Below are 24844 nucleotides of genomic sequence, written 5' to 3' on the forward strand. Positions count from 1 at the left end.
GTCGCAAAACCATTGCATGCGGTGTTTCTGAAACTGCGCCGCTGCAACTTTCTGGGGTCGCTGCGCAACCCAACGGGGATAAATCCCCTCACCACAAAAGCTCACTCCTACAGGTCCAAGCATTACTTGGCGGACTTGATCGCTGCGCCGAGTTTCTTGGCGGTGTCGGCCGGGTCGGCTTTCGGGTCGTTGATGTAGTTGGTCACGACATCAAAGAACGCGCCTTGCACGGCCAGCGTGGTCGCCATGTTGTGCGCCATGCTCGGCTGCAAACCACCGGATTTGGCATCCGCCAGGAAGTCCTTGGCAGCGGTTTGTGCGCAGGAGTCGAAGCCGAGCTTGTCCATGTTGTTCAACATGTCGTTGCGAACCGGGATCGAGCCTTTGTTGATGCTGAAGACTTTCTGGAAGTTTTCACCCAGCACGACTCTGGCGATGTCCTGCTGACCGGCAGCAGTGCCCTTGTCTTTCTGCTTGAACACCGCCAGCGAGTCGATGTTGTAGGTGAACGCCTTGTCGGTGCCCGGGAACGCTACGCACTCGTAATCCTTGCCGGCGACTTTCTTGGCGGCGGTCCATTCGGACTTGGCCCAGTCACCCATGATCTGCATGCCGGCCTTGCCGTTGATGACTTTGGCCGCTTCCAGGTTCCAGTCCTGGCCTTTGCCGTCGACGTCCATGTAGGTCGCGACTTTCTTCAGCTCGGTCAGCGCCTTGACCATTTCCGGACCGGTCAGCGCGCCGTTGTCCAGATCAACCAGGGCTTTCTTGTAACCATCGACACCCATGACCGAAAGCACCACGGCTTCGAACACGGTGCTGTCCTGCCAAGGCTGACCGCCGTGGGCCAGCGGAATGAAGCCCGCGGCTTTCAGCTTGTCGCCCGCAGCGTAGAATTCTTCGAGGGTGGTCGGGTTCTTGGTGATACCGGCTTTCTTGAAGACTTCCGGGTTGATCCACAGCCAGTTCACACGGTGAATGTTCACCGGCACGGCCACGTAATCACCGTCGTACTTCACGGTATCGGAGACTTTCTTGTCGAGCAGGCTGTCCCACTTCTCTTCTTTGGCAACGTCTTTCAAGACGTCGGTGTCGAGCAAACCGGTCGACGCCCATTCCTGAATGTCCGGGCCCTTGATCTGGGCAACGCCTGGCGGGTTACCGGCAACGGCACGGCTTTTCAGCACGGTCATGGCGGTCGCACCGCCACCACCGGCGACAGCGCCGTCTTTCCAGGTGAAACCGTCTTTTTCGACTTGGGCCTTGAGCACATCAACGGCAGCTTTTTCGCCACCGGACGTCCACCAGTGCACGACTTCAACCGAACCTTTGGATTCGGCAGCGGAAACACTGAGAGGCAGAATTGCGAGCGGGAACAGGGAGGCGACAGAAATGACAGTAGCGAGGCGAGAAATCGCATTCATCTGAGATGTACCTTTCTTGTTGTTATGCATGCAAGTCTGGTGCTTGCGCTGCACAGGAGTTTAAACAGGGCGATTCCCTTCGCAGGTAACGAAGGGACGCGCGAATGTCACCACATGGTTACACAGGACTGCTCTGGGACAACTGCGCCAAAGCAGTCGCCATACTCGGTGACAAGGGTAGACGAGGGATCAGCACGGCTTGCCAGGCGTGATACAGATCGGGTTTTCCCGCCCAGATATCGGCGCTTGGGGTGTTTTGCGGATTGAGTTCGTGGTGCCAACTGCCATCGCAGCGGTCGATGAAATTCACCTCGCAGAATTCCCAGAACAGCCGGTACCAGGTTTCGTATTGCTCATCGCCAGTGCGTTTGAGCAGGGCGCTGGCAGCAGCGCTGGCTTCGGCGTGCGTCCAGTGCAGGCGATGGCGGACGACGGCTTTGTTGCCCCAGTCGAGGGTGTAGACGATGCCCGGCAAACCATCGACGTCCCAGCCGTTGCGGCAGTTGTTCTCGAAGAGTTTTTGCGCGTCGGTGGCGAGCCAACCCGGCGTGAGCATACCCGCCTGCACCCGCGCCGCTTCGAGGTGCAGCAACAGCCGCGCCCACTCGAAACCATGGCCTGGGGTGGTGCCGTAAGGACGGAAACCGTCGGCGGGATTGTCATGGTTGTATTCGCGCAGCGGTTGCCAGTCGCGATCGAAATGCTCGATGACCATGTAACCGTTGGCGGCAGCGTGACCGTGAATCACCCGCTCGACGATACGTTGCGCACGCACCAGCCAGCGCGTGTCGTCGGTGACATCGGCCAGCGCGAGGAATGCCTCGGTCGCGTGCATGTTGCTGTTGGCGCCGCGATAGGCTTCTTCTTCGCTCCAGTCGCGGTTGAAGAATTCGCGCATGGCGCCCTCTTCTTCGCTCCAGAAACAGGTGTCGATGATGTCGATGGCGTCATCCAGCAATGCCTGTGCGCCGGGGCGTTTGGCGACCACGGCCGAACTGGCGGCCAGGGCGACGAAGGCATGCAGATAGGCGTTTTTGCCGGTGTTGTCATCGCGGTGTTCGGCGACGGCGAACCAGCCACCGTGCAGCGCATCACGCAATGGCCCGCGCAGGGCGGCAATGCCGTGATCAACCAGTTCGGCGAAACCCGGCAAGCCTTGAATATGGGCCATGGCGAAGCTGTGGGTCATGCGCGCGGTGTTCATGGTTTCGGCTTGCGCGTTCGCGGGGAGATGGCCGCGTTCGTCGAGGTTGCCGAAACCTTCGGGCAGTTTGGACGCCTTGGCGAATTCCAGCAGGCGCAGGCCTTCGGCGGCGAGCCATTGCTGGTGGGCAGGGGCGTTCAGCCAACTGCTGAAGCCGGGTTGGAAGAGATCCATGGGTGGCCTTTTTTGTTGTTATGACTGCGGGAGTCTAAACAACGGGCCGGGGCGGGCTTGTAACGAAGGGGGCGGGTTTTGTCACCGATCCGTGACAAAGAACAGCCCTCACCCCAGCCCTCTCCCAGAGGTAGAGGGGGCCGACCGAGTGGTGCCGAGCTATCCGCCAACCTGTCACATCGAGTCGATTATGGATTCGCTACCGGACTTCCAGGTCGGCGTATCTCTGCAGCATCCCCCGATCAGTCCCCTCTCCCTCTGGGAGAGGGCTAGGGTGGGTAAAGACCGGGTACATCCTTTACGTTTGAGACCGGGGACATGGTTTACAGGTATCAATCATGGTCAGGAGGTGCTGACCATGCCCTGGAATCAAGAGTCCCCAATGGATCAACGAGTGAAGTTAGTCAGCGACTGGCTTGGCGGCAGTTACACCAAAAGCCAATTAAGTCGGCGCTATGGCGTCAGCCGTCCAACCATCGACAAGTGGCTGGAACGGTATGCAGCACTGGGCGTGGACGGCTTGAAAGAGCAATCGCGTAAGCCATTGAATTGCCCTCATCAAACGCCCGACGAAATCATAGCCACGCTGCTGACCAAGAAAAACGAGCATCCCGATCGGGGGCCTAAGCAGATCATTGATCGTCTGCGCGTCTCCGATCCGGATATCCACTGGCCGGCCGCGAGTACCGCCGGGATATGGTTGAAGAAGGCTGGTCTGGTCACCGCGCGGCGCCCCTATCCCGTGCGCCCACGCGCTCCGACGCATTTGCGTCCGGTCGATCAACCCAATCAGACCTGGTGTGCCGATTACAAAGGGCAATTCAAAATGCAGGATGGCAATTGGTGCTATCCGCTGACCATTACCGACCAGATGAGTCGCTATCTGCTGCTTTGCCGGGCATTGCCCAGCACGCATGGGGAGCCGACGCGGCAGGGCTTCGAGTGGGCCTTCCGGGAGTTTGGGTTGCCGGATGTGATTCGCACGGACAATGGCGCTCCCTTCGCATCAACGGGTTTGGCGCGTTTATCGAAGTTGTCGGTGTGGTTCATCAGGCACGGAATTCACGTCGAGACAATTACGCCTGGCCGTCCCGACCAAAATGGCCGGCACGAACGGATGCACCGAACGCTGAAAGCAGCGGTATTACGAACACCTGCGGAAAATCTTGTGCGCCAGCAATTGGCCTTTGAGGATTTCATCCAGGACTTCAATCAGGTTCGACCGCACACCGCGTTGGACATGAAGCCACCTGCTTCGGTGTATAGCCCGTCGTTACGACCCTACCCCGGTTACCTGCCAGCGGTTGAATACGGCACTGACGTTGAAGTGCGTAAGGTTCGTTCGAACGGAGAGTTCAAATGGAAAGGACAGCTGATTTTTCTGGGAGAGGCACTGATCGGCGAAGAGATCGCGCTGAAGGAGGTGGCTGATGATGTGTGGGAGTTGTACTTTTGCACCTTCTGTTTAGGCAGGCTTGAACGCGGCGCTAAACGCGTAGCAAGCCTGGAAAAGGTGTAAACGATGTCCCCGGTCTAATGTGTAAAGGATGTACCGGTCTCTACAGTGAGGGAAAGCTTTTGACTCAATCCGCCGAACGCGGCAGTTGCAGGGTCACGCGCAAGCCACCCTCACGCAGATTCTGCAACGTCACCTCACCACCATGGCTATGGGCAATGTTGCGCGCGATCCCGAGACCAAGCCCATAACCCTGCTGCTGCCCCGCCAAGCGAAAGTGCGGCTCGAACACCTGCTCCAGCCGCTGCTCCGGCACCCCCGGCCCTTCATCGTCGACGTGCAGGACAAACGCACTCTCATCGTCATCGATATGCAAATGCGCGTTCTGCCCATACTTCAGCGCGTTGTCGATCAGGTTGCCAATGCAACGCTTCAACGCCAAAGGCTTGCCCGAATACGCCGCCAGCGCACGCCCGTGCTGGGTCACGCGACCATTGCCGTTGGGCGCCAGATACGGCTCGACCAGACAATCGAGCACATGGTTGAGATCCACCGGTTCGATGTTCTCGTGGATATCGGTGTCTTTCACGCATTGCAGCGCGCCTTTGACCAGCAGCTCCAGCTCATCCAGATCACGGCCGAACTTCGCTTGCAACGCCTCGTCCTCAAGCAACTCGACGCGCAAGCGCAAACGCGTGATCGGCGTGCGCAGGTCATGGGAAATCGCGCTGAACAATTGGCTGCGTTCGGTCAGGTAACGGCTGATGCGTTCGCGCATGCTGTTGAACGCGCGGCCCACTTCCACCACTTCGCTGCCGCCGCCCTCAGCCACCGGCTCGACGTCGGCGCCCAGCGACATATCCCGCGCGGCACGCGCCAGACGCTTGAGCGGCCGACTCTGCCAGTGCACCAGCAGGCCGATGAACAGCAGCAAAAAGCCGCTGGTTAGGACGATGAACCACACCTGTTGCGACGGCAGCCCTTGTTCTTCCAGGCTGGTGTACGGCTCGGGCAACAGCGAGGCGATGTACAGCCATTCGCCCGGCGCCATTTGAATCTGCGTGACCAGTACCGGCGGGTTCACCGGCTCAAGGGTCAAGGCGTAATGCGCCCAGGAACGCGGCAGTTCATCAAGTTTCAACCCGGCGTTGAAAATCCGCAGGTCTTCGGGGCTGACAAATGTCACCGAAATATCGGTGTCATTGCCCAGGGTCTGGCGCAGGACTTCATCCACCGCTTTCATCACCGCCGCTTTACGCGGCGTGACCGGTAGCACGTCCATACCCAACGGTTTATCGTTGAGCGTCACCACGAACCGGGTGCCGCCCATGCTGCGCAACTGGTCGAGCACCAACGGCCGATACGCCACCGGCAATGAGCGGAAATAGCTGACGCTGGCGGTCATCGAATGGGCAAGGCTGCGGGCGCTGGTGACCAGGCCTTCGAGCTGGGTGGCGCGCAATTGCGACACCCAGATCACGCTGGATAACGTCTGTGCGAACAACACCGCGAGCAAGGTCAGCAGGAGCATCCGCCCGAGCAGCGAGCGCGGCACCGGCACCTTGGCGGCAAGTTTACGCAGCGACTCAGTGACCATTGCCGGCAACCACGTTGGCTGCCAGTTGGTAACCGCTACCGCGCACGGTGCGGATCAGCCGTGGCGGTTTTTCCGTGTCGCGCAGGCGTTGGCGCAAGCGACTCACCGCCATGTCGACGATGCGATCGAGCGGCATCAGATCGCGGCCACGGGTAGCGTTGCCGATGGTGTCGCGGTCGAGGATTTCCTGCGGGTGATCGAGGAACAGTTTCAGCAGGGCGAAGTCGGCGCCGGACAGGATCACTTCTTCGCCATCAGTGTGGAACAGCCGATGGCTGACCATGTCGAGCCGCCACTCGTCGAACGCCAGCACCTCACTGCCACTGCGTTCCTGGCCAAATTGCGCACGACGCAGCAATGCCTTGATGCGCGCTTGCAGTTCGCGGGGGCTGAAGGGTTTGCCGAGGTAGTCGTCGGCACCGAGTTCCAGACCGATCACGCGGTCGGCTTCGTCGGAACTGGCGGTGAGCATGATGATCGGCACCTGCGCCTGACGCGGATGCTGACGCACCCAACGGCAGAGGCTGAAGCCATCTTCGTCGGGCAGCATGACGTCGAGGATCACCAGATCGCTCGGCGCCTCATTGAGTGCCTGGCGGAAACTGGCGCCATCGGCGGTGGCCCGCACCTGAAACCCGGCGCGGGTCAGGTAGGTTTCCAGCAACTCGCGTATTTCCTGGTCGTCATCGACCAACAATATCGACTTGTTGACTGAGCTCACTTCGAAGGCATCCTTGTTGTTGGAATTGGGGCGGATTATGCCTGATGAACCTTGGAAATTTGTTGTCTGTTCTGGCCCCATCGCTGGCAAGCCAGCTCCCACAGGGTCTTGTACACATCCTGAGAATGTCCTCAATCCTGTGGGAGCTGGCTTGCCAGCGATGAAAGCGACTCGGTCTCAAGCCTGTTCGAGCGCCACACCGGCGCCAACGAGGCCGGAATACGGCGCTGTCACCAGCCACACAGGAATGCCTTTGAAATAATCGCTCATGCAACCTTTGTCAGCAAAGCTGCGGGCGAAACCACTTTCGAGGAAGAAATCGGCAAACCGTGGAATCACCCCACCCACGATGTACACACCGCCGCGACCGCCAGTAGTCAGTACGTTATTCCCGGCCACACGCCCGAGCCAGCAGCAGAACTGTTCCAGCACTTCCAGCGCAATCGGGTCGCCCGCGAGGCCCGCAGCCGTGATGGCTTCCGGCGTATCAAGCCTGGGTTCGTGACCATCCACCGCGCAGATCGCCCGGTAAACACGCGGCAATCCACCACCGCTCAACGCCGTTTCCGCGCTGACATGGCCAATCTCGTTGTGGATGTGCTGCCACAGCTGTGTTTCACGCGGGCTGCTCAGCGGCAGATCGACGTGACCGCCCTCGCCCGGCAACGCGGCAAACCGGCCTTCGCCCAAATCGAGCAACGTGCCGACGCCAAGGCCAGTGCCCGGCCCAATCACCACAGCAGGACGCAACGGCTCCGGCGTACCCTCGCAAACCACACGAAACTCGTCAGGCTGCAATCGGGTCATGCCCAGCGCCATCGCCGAGAAGTCATTGACCAGCAACAACTGCTCGACCTGCAAGGCCTGGCAAAACGCCTTGCGACTCAGCCGCCAGTGGTTGTTGGTGAACCTGAATTCATCGCCGCTGACCGGACCTGCCACCGACAGGCACACCGAACCGATCGAACCCGGCGCCAGACCGAGCCCGCTCAGATAGAGGCTGATCGCCTCTTCCGGGCTGGCGTGGTCGGCGGTAGCCAAGACCTCAATCGATTCCAGTTGTTGGTTTTTCCACAACGCGAACCGCGCGTTGGTGCCTCCGATATCACCGACCAAAGCCAGTTTCAATTAAGCGTCTCCAGGGCAGAAGTGAAGGCGCTGGCGCCCTGCTCCGCCGAGCTGAAGGCCAAACGCATGAAACCAAACAGCTCGCGCCCGCTGCCGATGTTGTTGCCCAACAGGCCTTTGGCGGGTTCGCGCGCAGCAAATTCGTCGGCGTCCACCTTAAGCTCCAAGGTGCCTTTGACGCCATCGACGCGGATGATATCGCCCTCTTGCACGCGCGCCAAAGCACCGCCGACATAAGCTTCCGGGCTGACGTGGATCGCCGCCGGGATTTTCCCCGAAGCGCCGGACATACGTCCGTCCGTCACCAATGCGACTTTGAAGCCGCGATCCTGCAGCACGCCAAGGAACGGCGTCATCTTGTGCAACTCGGGCATACCGTTGGAGCGCGGGCCCTGGAAGCGCATCACCGCGACAAAATCTTTTTCCAGCAGGCCAGCCTTGAAGGCGTCGGCCAAATCCTGTTGATCCTGGAACACCATCGCCGGTGCTTCGACGATCTGGTTTTCCAGCGCCACGGCCGAAACCTTCATCACACCGCGACCGAGGTTGCCCTCCATCACGCGCAAACCGCCCTCCGTGGAGAACGCGCGCGCGACTGGACGCAGGATGTTTTCGTCGAGGCTGTCGACCGGGCCTTCGCGCCAGACCAATTCACCGTTATCGAGGAATGGCTCTTTGGTGTATTTGCTCAAGCCGTGGCCCAGGACAGTATTGACGTCTTCGTGCAGCAGGCCTGCAGCAAGCAGTTCGCGGATCAGGAATGACATGCCGCCCGCGGCCTGGAAGTGGTTGATGTCAGCTTTGCCGTTCGGATAAACGTGGCTCAGGGTTGGCACGACTTCAGAGAGGTCGGCCATGTCCTGCCAGGTCAGTTGAATGCCCGCAGCCATGGCGATGGCCGGCATGTGCAGGGTGTGGTTGGTCGAGCCACCGGTGGCGTGCAGCGCGACGATCGAGTTGACCAGCGACTTCTCGTCGACGATTTCGCCGATTGGCATGAAGTTGCCGTTCTGCTTGGTCAGGCGCGTCACTTGATGCGCGGCTTCGCGGGTCAGCGCATCACGCAGCGGCGTGTTCGGGTTGACGAAAGAGGCGCCCGGCAAGTGCAGGCCCATGACTTCCATCAGTAACTGGTTGGTGTTGGCAGTGCCGTAGAAAGTGCAGGTGCCCGGGCTGTGGTAGGACTTCATCTCCGATTCCAGCAGCTCTTCGCGGGTTGCCTTGCCTTCGGCGTATTTCTGCCGCACGTCGGCTTTTTCCTTGTTGGAAATCCCCGAGACCATCGGCCCGCCCGGTACGAAGATCGTCGGCAGATGACCGAAGCGCAGCGAACCCATCATCAGGCCTGGCACGATTTTGTCGCAGATGCCGAGCATCAGCGCGCCATCGAACATGTTGTGCGACAGCGCCACAGCGGTCGACATGGCGATCACTTCGCGGCTCGGCAGGCTCAGCTCCATGCCTGGCTCGCCCTGGGTCACGCCGTCGCACATCGCCGGAGTGCCGCCAGCGAACTGGCCGACCGAGCCGATTTCGCGCAGGGCATTCTTGATTTGCTCGGGAAACACTTCGTACGGCTGATGCGCCGAGAGCATGTCGTTATATGAAGAAACAATGGCGATGTTCGCCGAGTTCATCATCCGCAGGCTGTGCTTGTCTTCGCTGCCGCAGCCGGCCACGCCATGGGCGAAGTTGGCGCATTGCAGCTTGCCGCGCATCGGGCCATCCGTCGCGGCGCCGCGAATCAGTGCAAGGTAAGCCTGACGCGTGGCGCGGCTGCGGGCGATAAGCCGTTCGGTGACCTCAAGAACGCGGGGATGCATGTGTAGAACTCCAGGCTAACGGATGTGGCGACCTGATTGTCTATGCTGATCAAACACCGTTGTCGTTGGAATGACAGACGGTTTTTTTGACCATTCGGACCAGTTGATTCAGGTCACTCGTTGTAGATAAAACAAAATATTGCCACTAAAAAGGCTTGTTTTCTATTTTTATGCGAATAATCTTGTAATTCCAACAACAAAACGACGGCGGCGCTGTTCCATGACTCTACGAATCGCAATCAATGGTTTTGGCCGCATCGGCCGTAATGTCCTACGCGCACTGTATACCCAAGGCTATCGACAGGATTTGCAGATCGTCGCCATCAACGATTTGGGCGACAGCTCGATCAACGCTCATCTGCTCAAATACGACACCGTTCACGGCACATTCGACGCACAGGTCGAACATGACAACGAAAGCCTGACGGTCAACGGCGACCGCATTGCAGTCAGCGCTATCCGCAACCCGGCCGAGTTGCCATGGGCTGCGGAAAAAATCGACGTGGTATTCGAATGCACCGGTCTCTTTACCGACCGGGCCAAAGCCGCTGCGCATATTACTGCCGGCGCACGCAAAGTGATCATCTCGGCACCGGCCAAAGGCGCCGACGCCACTGTGGTTTACGGTGTGAACCACGACATTTTGCGCCAGTCGCACCAGATCATCTCCAACGCTTCGTGCACCACCAACTGCCTGGCGCCGGTGGCGCAGGTGCTGCACCGCGAGCTGGGAATCGAAAGCGGTCTGATGACCACGATTCATGCTTACACCAACGACCAGAACCTGACCGACGTCTACCACACCGACCCGTACCGCGCGCGTTCGGCCACGCAGAACATGATCCCGAGCAAGACCGGCGCCGCCGAAGCGGTGGGCCTGGTTCTGCCGGAGCTGGCGGGCAAACTGACCGGCATGGCCGTGCGGGTGCCGGTGATCAATGTGTCGCTGGTGGACCTGACCGTGCAACTGAAAAAAGAAGCCAGCGCCGAAGAAGTCAACGCGCTGATGAAAGCCGCGAGCCAGCATTCGAAAATTTTGGGTTACAACACGTTGCCGCTGGTTTCCAGTGACTTCAACCACAACCCGCTGTCGTCGATCTTCGACGCCAACCACACCAAATCCAGCGGCAAATTGCTGAAAGTACTGGCTTGGTACGACAACGAATGGGGCTTCTCCAACCGCATGCTGGATAACTGCCTGGCGCTGTGTAACGCGGAATAAATTCCCAATCCCAGTGGGAGCGAGCCTGCTCGCGAATACGATCTGTCATTCAACATTCATGTTGGCTTATACAGCGCTTTCGCGAGCACCCCACCTCCCACAGGTTTTCGATTTCAATTCAAAATCAAGGCTTGACCAAACGGGCAGATGATAAGCATTATCATTCGCTCGAAATGGATCAGGTTCCCCCGTGAGTCAATCGCGCTTCAACCACGTCTTCCTCACCCAGCGCACCTCACTTCTGCGCACGCTGGAACGGATGGTCAACAATCACAGCACCGCTGAAGACCTGCTGCAGGAAACCTACCTGCGCGTGACGCGGGCGCTGAGCGAGCGGGCCATCGATCATCTTGAACCCTTTGTTTTCCAGACTGCGCGCAATCTGGCCCTGGACCATTTGCGTGCGCGCAAGATTCATTCACGGACGATGGTTGACGACGTCCCGCAGGATGTCGTGCACAGCATTGCCGCCCCCGCCAGCAGCGCCGAAGACGCCGCCCACGCCGAACAGATGCTGGAGCGCTTGAACGTGAGCCTCAGTGAACTCAGCGCCCGTCAGCAGCAGATTTTCATCCTCAGCCGCCTGCACGGGCACAGCTATCAGGAAATCGCCGATGAACTGAGCGTTTCCCTCAGCACCGTGCAGAAAGAATTGAAACTGATCATGTCCATTTGCATTGGCGTTGCCGAACGCCTGAATGGCGACTGAACGATCCGGCACACATCAGGATCGACTGCACTGATCATTGGGCTTTGTTACCCTTGCCCGACTTTACGCTTCACTTAAAAAAACAGCCGTGCGCAGACACCGCCGAGGAAACACCGTGACGGACACCCACCGCTCGCCTTCGCCAGACTCGGCGCAGGACGCTGCAAACGCAATGGACCAGGCGCTGGACTGGCTCATCGTGCTCGGCAGCCCGGACGAGGAACAGACCCGGCAGTTCCATGCCTGGCTGGCGGCTGATCCCTTGAATGCCGAGGCGTTCACCAAGGCGCAGGCGATCTGGGACGGCCCGCAAGTCGCCCAGTGCGCGCAAAGCTTGGCGTTGAAACCGGCGAAAGTCACCTTCCTCCGACGCTTGCGCCCGCACTGGAAACCGCTGGCCACCGCGGCGGTGCTGGTTCTCGGTCTGTTCAGTTTCAGTAATTTGCCGATGCGCCTTCAGGCCGATCATCTGACCGTGGTCGGTGAGCGCCAGCGCCTGCAACTGGAGGACGGCTCGAAAGTCCTGCTCAACACCAACTCCGCATTCTCCAGCACCATCAACGATCAACAGCGCGTCGCGCGGCTGTACCAGGGCGAAGCATTTTTCGAAGTGGCTGGCAGCCGCAATCAACCGCTGGAAATCGATGCCGGCCCGGTCAAGGCCAGCGTGCGCGACACCGCATTCGCCGTGCGTTATCTCGATGGCGTGGCGCAGGTCAACGTGCAACGCGGCGATGTCGATTTGCGCGCGACGCACAACGATAGCCACGTGCGCTTGTCGGCGGGGGAAAGCATTCGCATCGGCCCTAACGGTTTCGACCGCCCGGCCAAACTCGATGCCGCCACTGATCTGGCCTGGGTACAGGGCCGACTGGTGTTCGAGAACTGCCCGTTGAACCAGGTGCTGGCCGAACTGCGCCGCTACTATCCGGGCTGGATCATCAACAACAACGAGCAATTGGCCGACGTCGCCGTGACCGGCAATTACCGCCTCGATCAACCGCTCGACGTCGTCCGCTCCCTCGCCCACATCACCTCCGCGCGCTTGCAGGAATTCCCCGCGCTGGTGATCTTGAACTAAATGAGAATTATTTTTACTCGATAGCCGAAGCAGGTACGTCTAGTTATAGCCAATGCAATTGATTCGCATCACGCGATGCCAATCTGCACCTATAAAGATTCGTGCGACACGGAGCGCTATCGATGTCCTCACGCCTTACCCGCCAGACCTCTTCCCCTTCCCGCGTATTGTCGCTGCTGACCGCTGCCATCCTCATGGCCGGCACCGCACCGCTGATGGCTGCCACCGAGCAACCCGCGCGCAACATGGGTGATTACTCGTTCTCCATCAGCCAGCAACCGCTGGTGTCGGCGCTCAATGCCTTCACCGCCGTCACCGGTTGGCAAGTCGGCCTGCCGGCAGAACTGGGTCAAGGCGTCTCGTCGCCGGGCGTGCGCGGCTCGCTGCCACCGGAAAAAGCCCTGGAGCGCCTGTTGGTGGGGACCAACCTGAGCTTCCGCAAGCTGAGCAACAACAACGTCGTGCTGGAAAAACGCAACAACAGCGGCACCCTCAATCTTGATCAGGTGACCATCAGCGCTACCCGTCAGGAACAGTCGGTCAGCAGCGTGCCGGCCAGCGTTACCGTGCAGACCCGCGAGGATCTGGACCGCAACAACGTCAACACGATCAAGGATCTGGTGCGTTACGAGCCGGGGGTTTCGGTCGGCGGTGCCGGTCAGCGTGGCGGTATCAGCGGCTACAACATCCGCGGTATCGACGGCGACCGCATTCTCACTCAGGTTGACGGTGTCGAAATACCGGACGGTTTCTTCAACGGTCCCTACGCCAAGACCCAGCGCAATTACGTCGACCCGGAAATCGTCAAACGCGTGGAAATTCTTCGCGGCCCAGCCTCGGTGCTGTACGGCAGCAACGCCATCGGCGGCGCCGTCAGCTACTACACCCTCGACGCCGACGACATCATCAAACCGGGCAAAGACGTCGGCGCGCGGCTGAAAACCGGCTACAGCTCCGCCGATGAGAGCTGGCTGAAATCCGCCACCGTCGCCGGCCGTGCCGAGCAGTTCGACGGTTTGCTGCATTACAGCCAGCGCGACGGCCACGAAACCGATTCCTACGGCAGCAACAACGGCACTGGCCTTGAGCGCACCGCCGCCAACCCGGAAGACGTCAAAGCCACCAACGTGCTGGCCAAGATCGGCTGGAACTACAACGAAGATTCACGCCTGGGCCTGACCTACGAAAAGTACAAGGATGATCGCGACACCGATCAGAAAAGTGCCTACGGCGGCCCGTATTTCAACGGTGCCCCGACAATCCCGAACAGCATGCTGCCCGGCGGCATGTACCAGTGGCGCACCGGCAACGACACCATCACCCGTGAACGTTTCGGCATCGAGCACCGCTTTGCTCTCGACAGCCTGCTGGTCGACAACGTGAAGTGGAGCCTTAATCACCAGATCGCCAAAACCGATCAGAGTACCGAAGAGTTCTACTACCCGATGTCGCGTAAAGTGTTGCGCACCCGCGACACGATTTATGAAGAAAAACAGTGGGTCTTCGACGCGCAACTGGACAAGGCGTTCGCCATCGGCGACACCGATCACGTGCTGACTTACGGCACCACCATCAAGCAGCAGAAAGTCACCGGTTCGCGCAGTGGCAACGGCACCTGTGTCGCAGTCCTCGGCAGTTGCCGCCAGATCGGCGCGGTCAGTCCGGCGGATGTATTGAAGAAGGCCAGCGACTTCCCCGACCCGACCATCAATACCTATAGCCTGTTTGCCCAGGATCAGATCAGTTGGAACAACTGGACCTTCCTGCCAGGCCTGCGCTACGACTACACGCAGCTCAAGCCGCACATCACCGAGGAATTCCTCAACACCGTGGCGGCGGATGGCCAGGGCACGGTCAGCGACGAGAACAAGACCTGGCACAAAGTCTCGCCGAAATTCGGCCTGACCTACGCCCTGACCGAGAACTACACCTGGTACGGTCAATACGCCGAAGGCTTCCGCACCCCGACGGCGAAAGCGCTGTACGGTCGTTTCGAAAACAGCACCACCGGCTACAACGTCGCGCCGAACCCGGACCTCGAACCGGAGAAGAGCAAAAGCTACGAAACCGGTCTGCGCGGCAACTTCGAACAAGGCTCGTTCGATGTGGCGGTGTTCTATAACAAGTACCGCGACTTCATCAACGAAGATGCCGTCACCCCCGGCTATAGCGAGCTGACCTTCCAGTCGAGCAACATCAAGCACGCGACCATCAAGGGTGCGGAAGTCAAAGGTCGTCTGAACCTGGACTCCTTTGGCGCCCCGCAAGGCCTCTACACCCAAGGCTCGATTGCCTACGCCTACGGTCGCAACAACGACAACGGCGAGCCGCTCAACAGCGTCAACCCGCTGACCGGCGTGTTCGGCCTGGGTTACGACCAGGACAACTACGGCGGCCTGCTGAGCTGGACCATGGTGAAGAAAAAGGATCGCGTCGACGACAGCAACTTCAAGTCGCCGGATGGCGTCAGCAATCAGTTCAAGTCGCCAGGCTTCGGCATTCTTGATCTGGCCGGGTACTACAAAGTCACCGACGACGTCACCGTCAGCGGCGGCATTTACAACCTGACCGACAAGAAATACTGGCTGTGGGATGACGTGCGCGGATACGACAGCGTCGGCGAGGCCTCGGTCACACAACCGGCCAACCTTGACCGCCTGACCCAGCCGGGCCGCAACTTCGCGATCAACCTGATCTGGGACATCTGATCCGGTCGACCTCACTGCGCGTGTTGACTCACCGCGCAGTGAGGTTTTTTTACGCTCTGGCGTGATGTGGTTCGTCTCGTTAACAAGCGCCTCTTTTTCTCAAGGACTCCTCATGACAGCTCAAGACACCGAACAACGCCCTGCCCTGCGTTCGCAACGCTTGAACCAGATCACCAACGAGCCGCACACCAAGCTCGATGCGCTGGTGAAGGCGCATGCGCCGTTCGAGACCCGCGCCAACTTCGCTCGTTTCGTCGTCGCGCAGTACTTGTTTCAGTCGGAACTGGTCGACTTGTACAACGATGCCGAGTTGACCGCGATCGTGCCTGACCTGCCAGCGCGTTGCCGCGCCGAAGCGGCCAAGGCAGACCTCGCAGACTTGCACACCGAAGTCCCGGCGCCAGTGGCCGGCGCGGTGAAAAACCCGGGCAAGGCCCGTGCATTGGGCTGGATCTTCGTCTCCGAAGGTTCCAAGCTCGGCGCTGCATTCCTGATCAAACGCGCCGTGGCGCTGGAGTTGAGCGAAAACTTTGGCGCCCGTCACCTCGGCGAGCCAGAAGGTGGCCGTGCCGAAGGCTGGAAGAGCTTTGTCAGAACCCTCGACTCGCTGCAGTTCACGGCCCAGGAAGAGGCTGAAGTCGAGCAAGGCGCGATTGACGCGTTCAACCGTTTCACCGTGCTGCTGGAACAGGCTTACGCCACAGAAGCCGAACCGGCCTGAAGCAACACACCCCTTGTCGGAGCAAGGCTTGCCCGCGAAGGCGTCAGCCCATTCAACATCACCGTTGACTGACCCGCCGCCTTCGCGGGCAAGCCTTGCTCCGACAAGGGGCCGCGTAAGCCTGTAAGATCTCCATTCCGCTTCAGAAGCAATCCGCTGAGCCCATGCCGCAACCAGCCTCCTCGAAACTCGCCCGCCTGCTGTTCGGCTTGTTGGCCTACGTCAGCCTCGGCATTGGCCTGATCGCCATCGTCGTGCCCGGCCTGCCGACCACCGAGTTCATCCTTCTCGCCGCATGGGCCGCGACCCGCAGTTCGCCGCGCCTGAGTGCCTGGCTGGAAAACCATCGCCTGTTCGGGCCGATCCTCTTCAACTGGCGCAACGGCAGGATCATTGCGCGCAAGGCCAAGGTCAGTGCCACGGTGAGCATGCTGCTGTGCGCGACCTTGATGCTGGTGATGCTCGATCACGGCTGGCCGGTTTATCTGGCAATTGCCGGGATGAGTCTGGGCAACCTGTGGATCTGGTCGCGCCCGGAAACCCTATCCCCTTGATCCCCTCACCACAGCAAGGCTCAGGCCCGATCAACACGCTGTGTCCCCCTGAAACTTCCCTGTAATTAATCGCCTTTTCAGCACAATCTCCTGCGCAAACGTTTAGCGCTGACCGTCCGTCGGCAGCCTGCTCATGCCCTCTCGCTTCTCGCCGATGAGCATTGAATGGCGCTGAATGGATTTGGCGAACCGGACCGTTCATGTCCGCATGCCACCCGTTTATTCATTCGCGAGATCGCCCCATGTTCGACGCTCTGTCCATTCGCCTGAAAATCGTTCTGCTCTCCGGTCTGTGCCTGCTCGGTGTGGTGGCGCTGATCGTCGGCATGAATATTTACCAGACTAACCAGAACGACGAACTGGTCAGCGACTCCAGCAGCAAAATGCTCACCGCCAGCGTGGAGAACCTGCTGCAAGCCAAAGCCGCCGAACAAGCCGTGCGCGTCCAGAAAACCTTCGGCGAAAGCCTGACGGTGATCACTGCGCTGGCCGACCAGATCAAGGACATGCGCGCGATGGCCACCAAGCGCTCGCTGGAGGCGGGCGCATTACGTGAAGAGTTGAACCTGAGCCTGAAAACCGCGTTCGAGCGCAACGACAAAGTCCTCGGCATCTGGCTCGCCTTTGAACCGAACGGCCTTGACGGCAAGGACAGCGAGTTCGTCAACGACGCCGCCCGCCAATCCAACGAAGCCGGACGCTTCGCGACCTATTGGAGCCGCGCGGCCGGTTCCTCGCTGAACACGATCATGGTCGAAGAAGACCTGACCAAGACCACCCTCAGCGTCAGTGGCACGCCCTACAACAGCTGGTACACCTGCCCTCGCGACAATAAACGAACCTGCTTGCTCGACCCGTACGCCGATACCGTCGGCACCAAGGAAATGCTCATGACGACCATTTCCGTACCGTTGATTGTCGATGGCAAAGCCATCGGTGTGGTCGGTGTCGACATCGCCCTCGATGCCCTGCAAGCGGCAGCAGTGGACTCGCAGCGCAACCTGTTCAACAACGCTGGGCACATGCTCATCGTCTCTGGCAGTGGCGTCCTGGCTGCCGACAGCTCAGACGCTGCCAAGGTTGGCAAGAAGATCAGCGACACCCTTGGCGCCGATGGCAAGGACGTATTGCAATTGCTCGCCAGCAGCACGCCGAAAATCCTCGAACAGGGCGACCTGATTCGCGCCGTTTACCCGGTCGATCCGATTGGCAATTCGCGCGCCTGGGGCGTGGTCATCGACCTGCCGAAACAAGTGTTGCTGGCCGACTCGGTCAAGCTGCAAGCGGTACTCGACGACGCTCAGGAAACCGGCGTGATCACCGCCGTGTTGGTGGCTGTAGCCGCTGGTCTCATCGGCCTGCTGCTGATCTGGCTCACCGCTTCGGGCGTGACCCGGCCGATCAACAGCGTCGCCGAAATGCTCAAGAACATTGCCAGTGGTGAGGGCGACCTGACCCAACGCCTGAACTACAAAAAGCAGGATGAATTGGGCGAACTGGTGAACTGGTTCAACCGTTTCCTCGACAAGCTGCAACCGACCATCGCGCAGATCAAACAAAGCATCACCGAAGCGCGCGGCACTGCCGACCAGTCTTCGGAGATCGCTCGGCAGACCAGTGAAGGCATGCAGGTGCAGTTCCGCGAGATCGATCAGGTGGCCACCGCGTCGAACGAGATGAGCGCCACCGCCCACGATGTCGCCAACAGCGCATCGAACGCTGCCAATGCCGCCAAAGGTGCCGACCAATCGGCCCGCGACGGCATGTCGATCATCGAGCGCAGCACCCGCGACATCAATCAACTGGCCGACGAAGTCAGCAAAGCAGTGACCGAAGTCGAAGCGCTGGCGGTCAACAGCGAACAGATCGGCTCAGTGCTGGAAGTGATCCGCAGCATCGCCGAACAGACCAACCTGTTGGCGCTCAACGCGGCGATCGAAGCGGCCCGCGCCGGCGAGAGCGGACGTGGTTTCGCCGTGGTCGCTGACGAAGTGCGCAATCTGGCCAAGCGTACGCAGGATTCGGTGGAAGAGATTCGCGTGGTGATCGAACGCATCCAGACCGGCACCCGTGGCGTGGTCGCGACCATGCATTCGAGCCAGACCCAAGCGCACAACAACGCCGGGCAGATCCGCCAGGCCGTCGATGCGCTGGGCAAGATCAGCGATGCGGTGACGGTGATCAGCGACATGAACCTGCAAATCGCCAGCGCCGCCGAGCAACAGAGTGCGGTGGCTGAGGAGGTCAACCGCAACGTCTCGGCGATTCGTACCGTGACCGAAACCCTGACCGGCCAGGCAACCGAATCGGCCGCGATCAGCAGCCAACTCAATGCACTGGCCAGTCAGCAGATGAAGCTGATGGACCAGTTCCGCGTGTAATCACCGACCAAAAAATCACCACAAATCACTGTGGGAGCTGGCTTGCCAGCGATGGCGGCAGATCAGTCGATAGATTGTTGACTGACACACCGCTATCGCTGGCAAGCCAGCTCCCACAGGGTCAAGTGGCAACTCTGGAATCGGGGGTTTCATCTAACCCATCGATTTTTTGCACTATCATCGCCCTCTCGTTCCGGAGGGCCTTTGATGACTGATCTGCTCACGTCCATTCAAGCCGCACTCGGCTTGCCGCACACGTCGATTGCGTTCACCGACCGTGGCGCCCTGCCCTCGGCGTTCACCGTCACCGAACTGGCCTGCGCCAGCATCGCCGCTGCCGCTCAGGCCGTCAGCGAACTGTTGAATCAGCAAACCGGTCACCTGCCCGCCGTTGAAGTCGACCGACGCCTGGCCTCGTTCTGGTTCGCCACCTCGATCCGCCCGATCGGCTGGCAACTGCCGCCGCTGTGGGATCCGGTGGCCGGCGACTATGCGACAAAGGACGGCTGGATCCGCCTGCACACCAATGCCCCGCACCACCGCGCTGCCGCCGAAAGCGTACTCGGCGCCTGTGCCGACCGCGCGGCGATGGCCGCCAAAGTTGCGCAATGGGTCAGCAAGGATCTGGAGCAAGCGGTGGTCGATGCCAAAGGTTGTGCCGCCGAGATGCGCAGTTGGGCGCAGTGGCAACAACATCCGCAGGGGTTGGCGGTGAATGCCGAGCCGCTTGTGCACTTCAGCTCCGCTCAGGATGAACAAGCCAAATCGTGGCAAGGCTCAGTGGAGCGTCCGTTGGCCGCAATCAAGGTGTTGGACCTGACACGCGTGCTCGCCGGCCCGACCGCCAGCCGCTTTCTTGCCGGCCTCGGCGCCAATGTGTTGCGCATCGATCCGCCGACCTGGAACGAGCCGGGTGTGGTCCCGGAAGTCACCCTCGGCAAACGTTGTGCGCGACTGGATCTGTACAATCCGGCCGATCGCAGCGTGTTCGAACATCTACTCAAAGACGCGGACATTCTGCTCCACGGCTACCGCGCCGATGCCTTGGAGCAGCTCGGTTTCGGCGCCGAGCGCCGTCGGCAACTGGCGCCGGGTCTGATTGATGTCTGCCTCAACGCCTACGGCTGGAGCGGCCCGTGGCAAAACCGGCGCGGGTTCGACAGCCTGGTGCAGATGAGCAGCGGCATCGCCGAGGCGGGGCAACGCTGGAAGCACGCCGACAAACCGACGCCACTGCCGGTACAGGCGCTGGATCATGCGACCGGGTATCTGATGGCCGCGAGTGCAATCACCTTGCTGGCCGAGCGCTTGCGCAGCGGCCGCAGTGGTTCGGCACGGCTGTCGCTGGCGCGTACGGCAAAGTTGCTGATCGAGCATGGGCCGGGAACAGGTGAGGCGTTGCGGGCCGAGGATGAGCGGGATCAGGGTTCATTTCTCGAGCAAACCCCGTGGGGCCCGGCGCACCGGTTGCAAGCGCCGCTGACGATCAGCGGGACGCCGGTGCATTGGGCGTTGCCGGCCACAGAATTGGGTTCACACCGGCCACAGTGGTAGTGACTGCTCGGGCCCCATCGCTGGCAAGCCAGCTCCCACAGTGTCCGTGTCGCCCTCGTAATCTGTGAGCGCCCGGAAACCTGTGGGAGCTGGCTTGCCAGCGATGAGGCCGGTTTTGCCGGCACACACTTCGGATCAGTCAGCCCGGCTCAAGGACGTCCACAAAAGCTGAGCGGCATACCCTCGATACGGCCGCCACGCCTCTGCACGAACGGCCAGTTCCTGCGCCGTCGGCCGCTGCCCCTCCAGCACTTCCAGCGCTCTTAGCAACCCGATATCGCCATGGGGAAACCCATCCATATCGCGCAACTGCCGCAGCGCAATGTACTGCGCCGTCCAATCACCAATGCCGTGCAGCGCCAACAATCGCACCACCCCGCCCTCGCGATTCGGCTCAAATAACGACGGATCCTCCAGCAACGCCTGTGCCACGCCCGACAGCGTGCGCCCACGACTTTTTGGCATGCCCAAAGCGGCCAGATCCGCCGCTGCCAAAACATCCGCCTGAGGAAAAACGTGAGTCAAATCGGGAATTGTTGAACGCAGCGGCGCGCCATATTGCCCGACCAGTTTCCCCGCCAGACGAATCGCCGCGACCACGGTAATCTGCTGCCCAAGCACCGCGCGAAACGCCAGTTCCAGACCGTCCCATGCGCCGGGAATCCGCAACCCCGGGTGCTCGGCGATCAACCGCGCCAGCAACGGATCTTGCGCCAGATGCCGTTGCATCAGCGGCAGATCAGCATCCAGATCAAACATTCGCCGCAACCGCGCAACGATCTCCGGCAGCGCCGTCAAATCTGGAAAATCCAGCGCCACCTCCAGCGCATCAGCGGTGCCGGGGCCGACCGAAACCGTACCGTGAACGCCGTGCAACCCGATGCTTCGCGAGTACACACCGTCGACAACGGTCTCCATCCCGACCACCGCCCGCGCCGCGAGAAACCCCAGCATCGCCGCCCAGTCATAAGGCGGCTGATACTCAAGCCGCAACCTCACAACGACAGCAATCCGCTGTACAAACCGTAAGCCGCCAGCCCGGCGCCGATGATCACGCAGGTAAAAATGCCTTTCTCGACATGGGTGAACAACGGCTCGCCCTGCTCATGCTTGGCTTTGGCAAACAGGATCACCCCCGGCGCATACAGCAACGCCGACAGCAGCAAATACTTCACTCCGCCGGCATACAACAGCCACACCGCATAACCGAGCGCGATGCCGCCGATCAGCAAGTCCTTGGTGCGCTCGGCCGAGGCGTGTTCGTAGGTTTCGCCGCGCCCGCTGAGCAATACCGCATACGCCGCCGACCACAAGTACGGCACCAGAATCATCGACGAAGCGAGATAAATCAGGCTGGTGTAGGTGCCCGCCGAAAACAGCGTGATCAACAGGAAAATCTGGATCATCACGTTGGTCAGCCACAACGCATTGACCGGCACATGGTTCTTGTTTTCCTTTTTCAGGAACGCCGGCATGGTCTTGTCCTTGGCGGTCGCGAAGAGGATTTCCGCACACAGCAACGCCCAGGACAACAATGCGCCGAGCAGGGAAATCGCCAGACCAATACTGATCAGCAACGCCCCCCACGGCCCGACGATGTGCTCCAGCACCGCCGCCAGCGACGGGTTCTGCAGCTTGGCCAGTTCCGGCTGGCTCATGATCCCCAACGACAACACATTGACCAGCACCAGTAGCGCCAGCACGCCGATAAAACCGATCACTGTGGCGCGGCCGACGTCGCTGCGTTTCGCCGCCCGCGCCGAATACACGCTGGCGCCTTCGATACCAATGAACACGAACACGGTGACCAGCATCATGTTGCGCACTTGATCCATCACCCCGCCGAAACTCGGGTTGCTGCGTCCCCAGATGTCACGGGTAAAGATGTCGGCCTTGAACGCCACGGCGGCGATGACGATGAACATGATCAACGGCACGATCTTCGCCACTGTGGTCACCTGATTGATGAACGCAGCCTCCTTGATCCCGCGCATCACCAGAAAATGCACAGCCCACAGCAGCACCGACGCACAGCCGATGGCGATTGGCGTATTGCCCTGACCAAACACCGGAAAGAAATAACCGAGGGTGCTGAACAGCAGGACGAAATAACCGACGTTGCCCAGCCACGCGCTGATCCAGTAACCCCACGCAGACGAAAAACCCATGTAGTCGCCAAAACCGGCCTTGGCGTAGGCATACACACCGGAATCCAGCTCCGGCTTGCGGTTGGCCAGGGTCTGGAACACAAACGCCAGGGTCAACATGCCGATCGCCGTGATACCCCAACCGATCAGGATCGCCCCGGCATCGGCGCGCGCGGCCATGTTCTGCGGCAACGAGAAAATCCCCCCGCCGATCATTGAACCCACCACTAGGGCGATCAACGCACCCAGGCGCAGCTTTTGCGTCGTTTGCGACATTCCAGTCTCCCTTTTCCAAACAACGGGTTATCAGAACCTGTTTACACCTGTGGTGAGAGTGACTCTCTGTGGCGAGGGATTTTATCCCCTCGCCACAGAATAGGCGTGTTCATCAAACATTAACTAAATGGATAAACACTAAAAACGTTTATTGAATACCACCGAAAAACGTCCATTTATATATAGCCGAAGACGCTAACGCCTAGCACGTTAAGACAGTTTTGTGCGCTGAACCTAATAAATCAATTCTGTACTGAAAACAGAAGCGGAAAATTTGCCAAAACCTGAAAAAGAACTAGCGTGATAGTTCGAAAGTAATAATAGCCATTCCCAAAAACCCACAACAAACCCCTCTAGGACGGGCTTTACAGACAATAGCTTTATGCCTGCAGTGGCTTACTAAGTCATTCATTAACAATGGAATGTGTCCATGAACTGATCTACGTCAGTTGTTCGAACAGTCAACAGTCCTACGCTGTGAACTCTTCTCTCCTGCAATGGAGTCATGCAATGTCTGAAGCTCCCGGAAAACTACGACTTGGTGCACTGGTTGCCTTGGTAGTCGGTTCAATGATCGGTGGCGGGATATTCTCTTTGCCACAAAACATGGCCGCCAGCGCCGACGTCGGCGCGGTGCTGATCGGTTGGGCCATTACCGCTGTCGGCATGCTCACCCTCGCTTTTGTCTTTCAAACCCTCGCCAATCGCAAGCCTGACCTGGACGGCGGCGTCTACGCCTACGCCAAGGCCGGTTTCGGCGATTACATGGGTTTCTCGTCCGCCTGGGGTTACTGGATCAGTGCCTGGCTGGGCAACGTCGGTTACTTCGTTCTGCTGTTCAGTACCCTCGGCTACTTCTTTCCGGTGTTCGGTGAGGGCAACACCGTTGCTGCCGTCATTGGCGCTTCCGCGCTGTTGTGGGCCGTGCACTTTCTGGTGCTGCGCGGGATCAAGGAAGCAGCGTTCATCAACCTCGTGACCACGGTCGCCAAGGTCGTGCCGTTACTGCTGTTTGTGCTGATCGCGATCTTCGCCTTCAAACTGGACATCTTCACCGCTGACATCTGGGGCGTGAAAAACCCGGATCTGGGCAGCGTGATGAACCAGGTGCGCAACATGATGCTGGTCACCGTGTGGGTGTTCATCGGCATCGAAGGCGCGAGCATCTTCTCGGCCCGAGCAGAAAAACGCTCGGACGTCGGCAAGGCCACCGTGATCGGTTTCATCACCGTGCTGCTGTTTCTGGTGCTGGTGAACGTGCTGTCGCTGGGCATCATGACTCAGCCGGAACTGGCCAAACTGCAGAACCCGTCGATGGCCGCCGTGCTTGAGCACGTGGTCGGTCACTGGGGCGCGGTGCTGATCAGCGTCGGTCTGATCATCTCGCTGCTGGGCGCGTTGCTGTCGTGGGTGCTGTTGTGTGCGGAGATCATGTTCGCCGCCGCCAAAGACCACACCATGCCGGAATTCCTGCGTAAGGAAAACGCCAACCACGTACCGGTCAATGCCCTGTGGCTGACCAACGCGATGGTGCAGATTTTCCTCATCATCACCCTGTTCTCGGCCAGCACTTACCTGTCGCTGATCTACCTCGCCACCTCGATGATTCTGGTGCCGTACCTGTGGTCGGCGGCGTATGCCCTGCTGCTGGCGGTGCGCGGCGAAACCTACGAAGGCTTCGCGGCCGAGCGGCGCAAGGATCTGATCATCGGCGGCATCGCCCTGATCTACGCGGTGTGGCTGCTGTACGCCGGCGGGGTCAAGTACCTGCTGCTTTCCGCCCTGCTGTATGCGCCCGGCGCGATCCTGTTCGCCAAGGCCAAGCTGGAACTCAAACAAGCTGTTTTCACCAATGTCGAGAAGCTGATTTTTGCCGCGGTGGTCGTCGGTGCCCTGGTGGCTGCCTACGGTCTCTACGACGGTTTCCTGACTCTGTAATTGCCAAACGTTTTATCTCTGGAGGA

The 24844-nt window shown here is 59.9% G+C and carries 18 protein-coding genes; 10 read left to right on the forward strand and 8 right to left on the reverse strand.

Translation table 11 applies throughout. The annotated features are described in order from the left end of the window. Positions 1-122: 122 nt before the first annotated feature. Positions 123-1424, reverse strand: coding sequence for an ABC transporter substrate-binding protein (locus tag JFT81_RS17020; RefSeq protein ID WP_201228227.1), 1302 nt, complete (start codon positions 1422-1424; stop codon positions 123-125). A 118-nt stretch (positions 1425-1542) separates the two neighbouring features. Continuing rightward, positions 1543-2802, reverse strand: coding sequence for an AGE family epimerase/isomerase (locus JFT81_RS17025; RefSeq protein ID WP_201228228.1), 1260 nt, complete (start codon positions 2800-2802; stop codon positions 1543-1545). 358 nt (positions 2803-3160) lie between these two features. Between JFT81_RS17025 and JFT81_RS17030 the strand changes: the two genes are divergently transcribed. After that, positions 3161-4321, forward strand: a complete 1161-nt coding sequence (locus tag JFT81_RS17030) for an integrase core domain-containing protein (RefSeq protein ID WP_201228229.1) — start codon at positions 3161-3163, stop codon at positions 4319-4321. Positions 4322-4385: 64 nt separating this feature from the next. On the opposite strand, the gene JFT81_RS17035 is transcribed toward JFT81_RS17030, so the two are convergent. From JFT81_RS17035 to edd, 4 genes are all read right to left on the reverse strand, one after another. Next, positions 4386-5855: an ATP-binding protein gene (locus JFT81_RS17035; protein WP_201228230.1), complete on the reverse strand. Its 1470-nt coding sequence runs from the start codon at positions 5853-5855 to the stop codon at positions 4386-4388. Beyond that, the gene (locus tag JFT81_RS17040) at positions 5845-6576 is read right to left on the reverse strand and encodes a response regulator transcription factor (RefSeq protein ID WP_025112821.1); all 732 of its coding nucleotides are present in this window, start codon (positions 6574-6576) and stop codon (positions 5845-5847) included. Before JFT81_RS17040 ends, JFT81_RS17035 begins: the two co-directional genes overlap by 11 nt. Positions 6577-6753: 177 nt before the next feature. Next, positions 6754-7704 carry a glucokinase gene (locus JFT81_RS17045; protein ID WP_201228231.1) on the reverse strand — a complete coding sequence of 317 codons (951 nt, stop codon included), beginning with the start codon at positions 7702-7704 and terminating at the stop codon, positions 6754-6756. Continuing rightward, a complete protein-coding gene (gene edd / locus JFT81_RS17050; RefSeq protein WP_201228232.1) occupies positions 7701-9527 on the reverse strand; it encodes a phosphogluconate dehydratase in 1827 nt (608 codons plus the stop codon). The genes JFT81_RS17045 and edd overlap by 4 nt, the downstream gene beginning before the upstream one ends. A gap of 220 nt (positions 9528-9747) precedes the next feature. Between edd and gap the strand changes: the two genes are divergently transcribed. The 8 genes from gap to JFT81_RS17090 all read left to right on the forward strand — a co-directional run bounded on the left by gap (position 9748) and on the right by JFT81_RS17090 (position 20457). Beyond that, positions 9748-10749 carry a type I glyceraldehyde-3-phosphate dehydrogenase gene (gene gap, locus JFT81_RS17055; protein WP_201228233.1) on the forward strand — a complete coding sequence of 334 codons (1002 nt, stop codon included), beginning with the start codon at positions 9748-9750 and terminating at the stop codon, positions 10747-10749. Positions 10750-10939: 190 nt separating this feature from the next. After that, positions 10940-11458: a sigma-70 family RNA polymerase sigma factor gene (locus JFT81_RS17060; RefSeq protein WP_201228234.1), complete on the forward strand. Its 519-nt coding sequence runs from the start codon at positions 10940-10942 to the stop codon at positions 11456-11458. A gap of 115 nt (positions 11459-11573) precedes the next feature. Continuing rightward, positions 11574-12539: a FecR domain-containing protein gene (locus JFT81_RS17065; RefSeq protein WP_201228235.1), complete on the forward strand. Its 966-nt coding sequence runs from the start codon at positions 11574-11576 to the stop codon at positions 12537-12539. 122 nt (positions 12540-12661) lie between these two features. After that, positions 12662-15247, forward strand: a complete 2586-nt coding sequence (locus tag JFT81_RS17070) for a TonB-dependent receptor (protein WP_201228236.1) — start codon at positions 12662-12664, stop codon at positions 15245-15247. Positions 15248-15359: 112 nt separating this feature from the next. After that, positions 15360-15968 carry a biliverdin-producing heme oxygenase gene (locus JFT81_RS17075; RefSeq protein ID WP_201228237.1) on the forward strand — a complete coding sequence of 203 codons (609 nt, stop codon included), beginning with the start codon at positions 15360-15362 and terminating at the stop codon, positions 15966-15968. 164 nt (positions 15969-16132) lie between these two features. Beyond that, positions 16133-16522, forward strand: coding sequence for a YbaN family protein (locus JFT81_RS17080; protein ID WP_201228238.1), 390 nt, complete (start codon positions 16133-16135; stop codon positions 16520-16522). A gap of 242 nt (positions 16523-16764) precedes the next feature. After that, complete coding sequence (locus JFT81_RS17085) at positions 16765-18903, forward strand: methyl-accepting chemotaxis protein (RefSeq protein ID WP_201228239.1); 2139 nt, start codon at positions 16765-16767, stop codon at positions 18901-18903. Between the two features lie 207 nt (positions 18904-19110). Further along, positions 19111-20457, forward strand: coding sequence for a CoA transferase (locus JFT81_RS17090; RefSeq protein WP_201228240.1), 1347 nt, complete (start codon positions 19111-19113; stop codon positions 20455-20457). 135 nt (positions 20458-20592) lie between these two features. Here JFT81_RS17090 and JFT81_RS17095 read toward each other — a convergent pair whose 3' ends face one another. Together JFT81_RS17095 and arcD (JFT81_RS17100) are read right to left on the reverse strand one after the other, a co-directional pair. Beyond that, a complete protein-coding gene (locus JFT81_RS17095; RefSeq protein ID WP_201228241.1) occupies positions 20593-21456 on the reverse strand; it encodes a DNA-3-methyladenine glycosylase 2 family protein in 864 nt (287 codons plus the stop codon). Next, on the reverse strand, positions 21453-22880 hold the full coding sequence (arcD, locus tag JFT81_RS17100; protein ID WP_201228242.1) for an arginine-ornithine antiporter: 1428 nt from the start codon (positions 22878-22880) through the stop codon (positions 21453-21455). Before arcD (JFT81_RS17100) ends, JFT81_RS17095 begins: the two co-directional genes overlap by 4 nt. 510 nt (positions 22881-23390) lie before the next feature. On the opposite strand from arcD (JFT81_RS17100), the gene arcD (JFT81_RS17105) reads away from it, so the two are divergent. Then, complete coding sequence (arcD, locus tag JFT81_RS17105; RefSeq protein WP_201228243.1) at positions 23391-24818, forward strand: arginine-ornithine antiporter; 1428 nt, start codon at positions 23391-23393, stop codon at positions 24816-24818. The last annotated feature ends 26 nt before the right edge of the window (positions 24819-24844 follow it).

The organism is Pseudomonas sp. TH43 (assembly GCF_016650635.1).
Taxonomy (GTDB): Bacteria; Pseudomonadota; Gammaproteobacteria; order Pseudomonadales; family Pseudomonadaceae; genus Aquipseudomonas.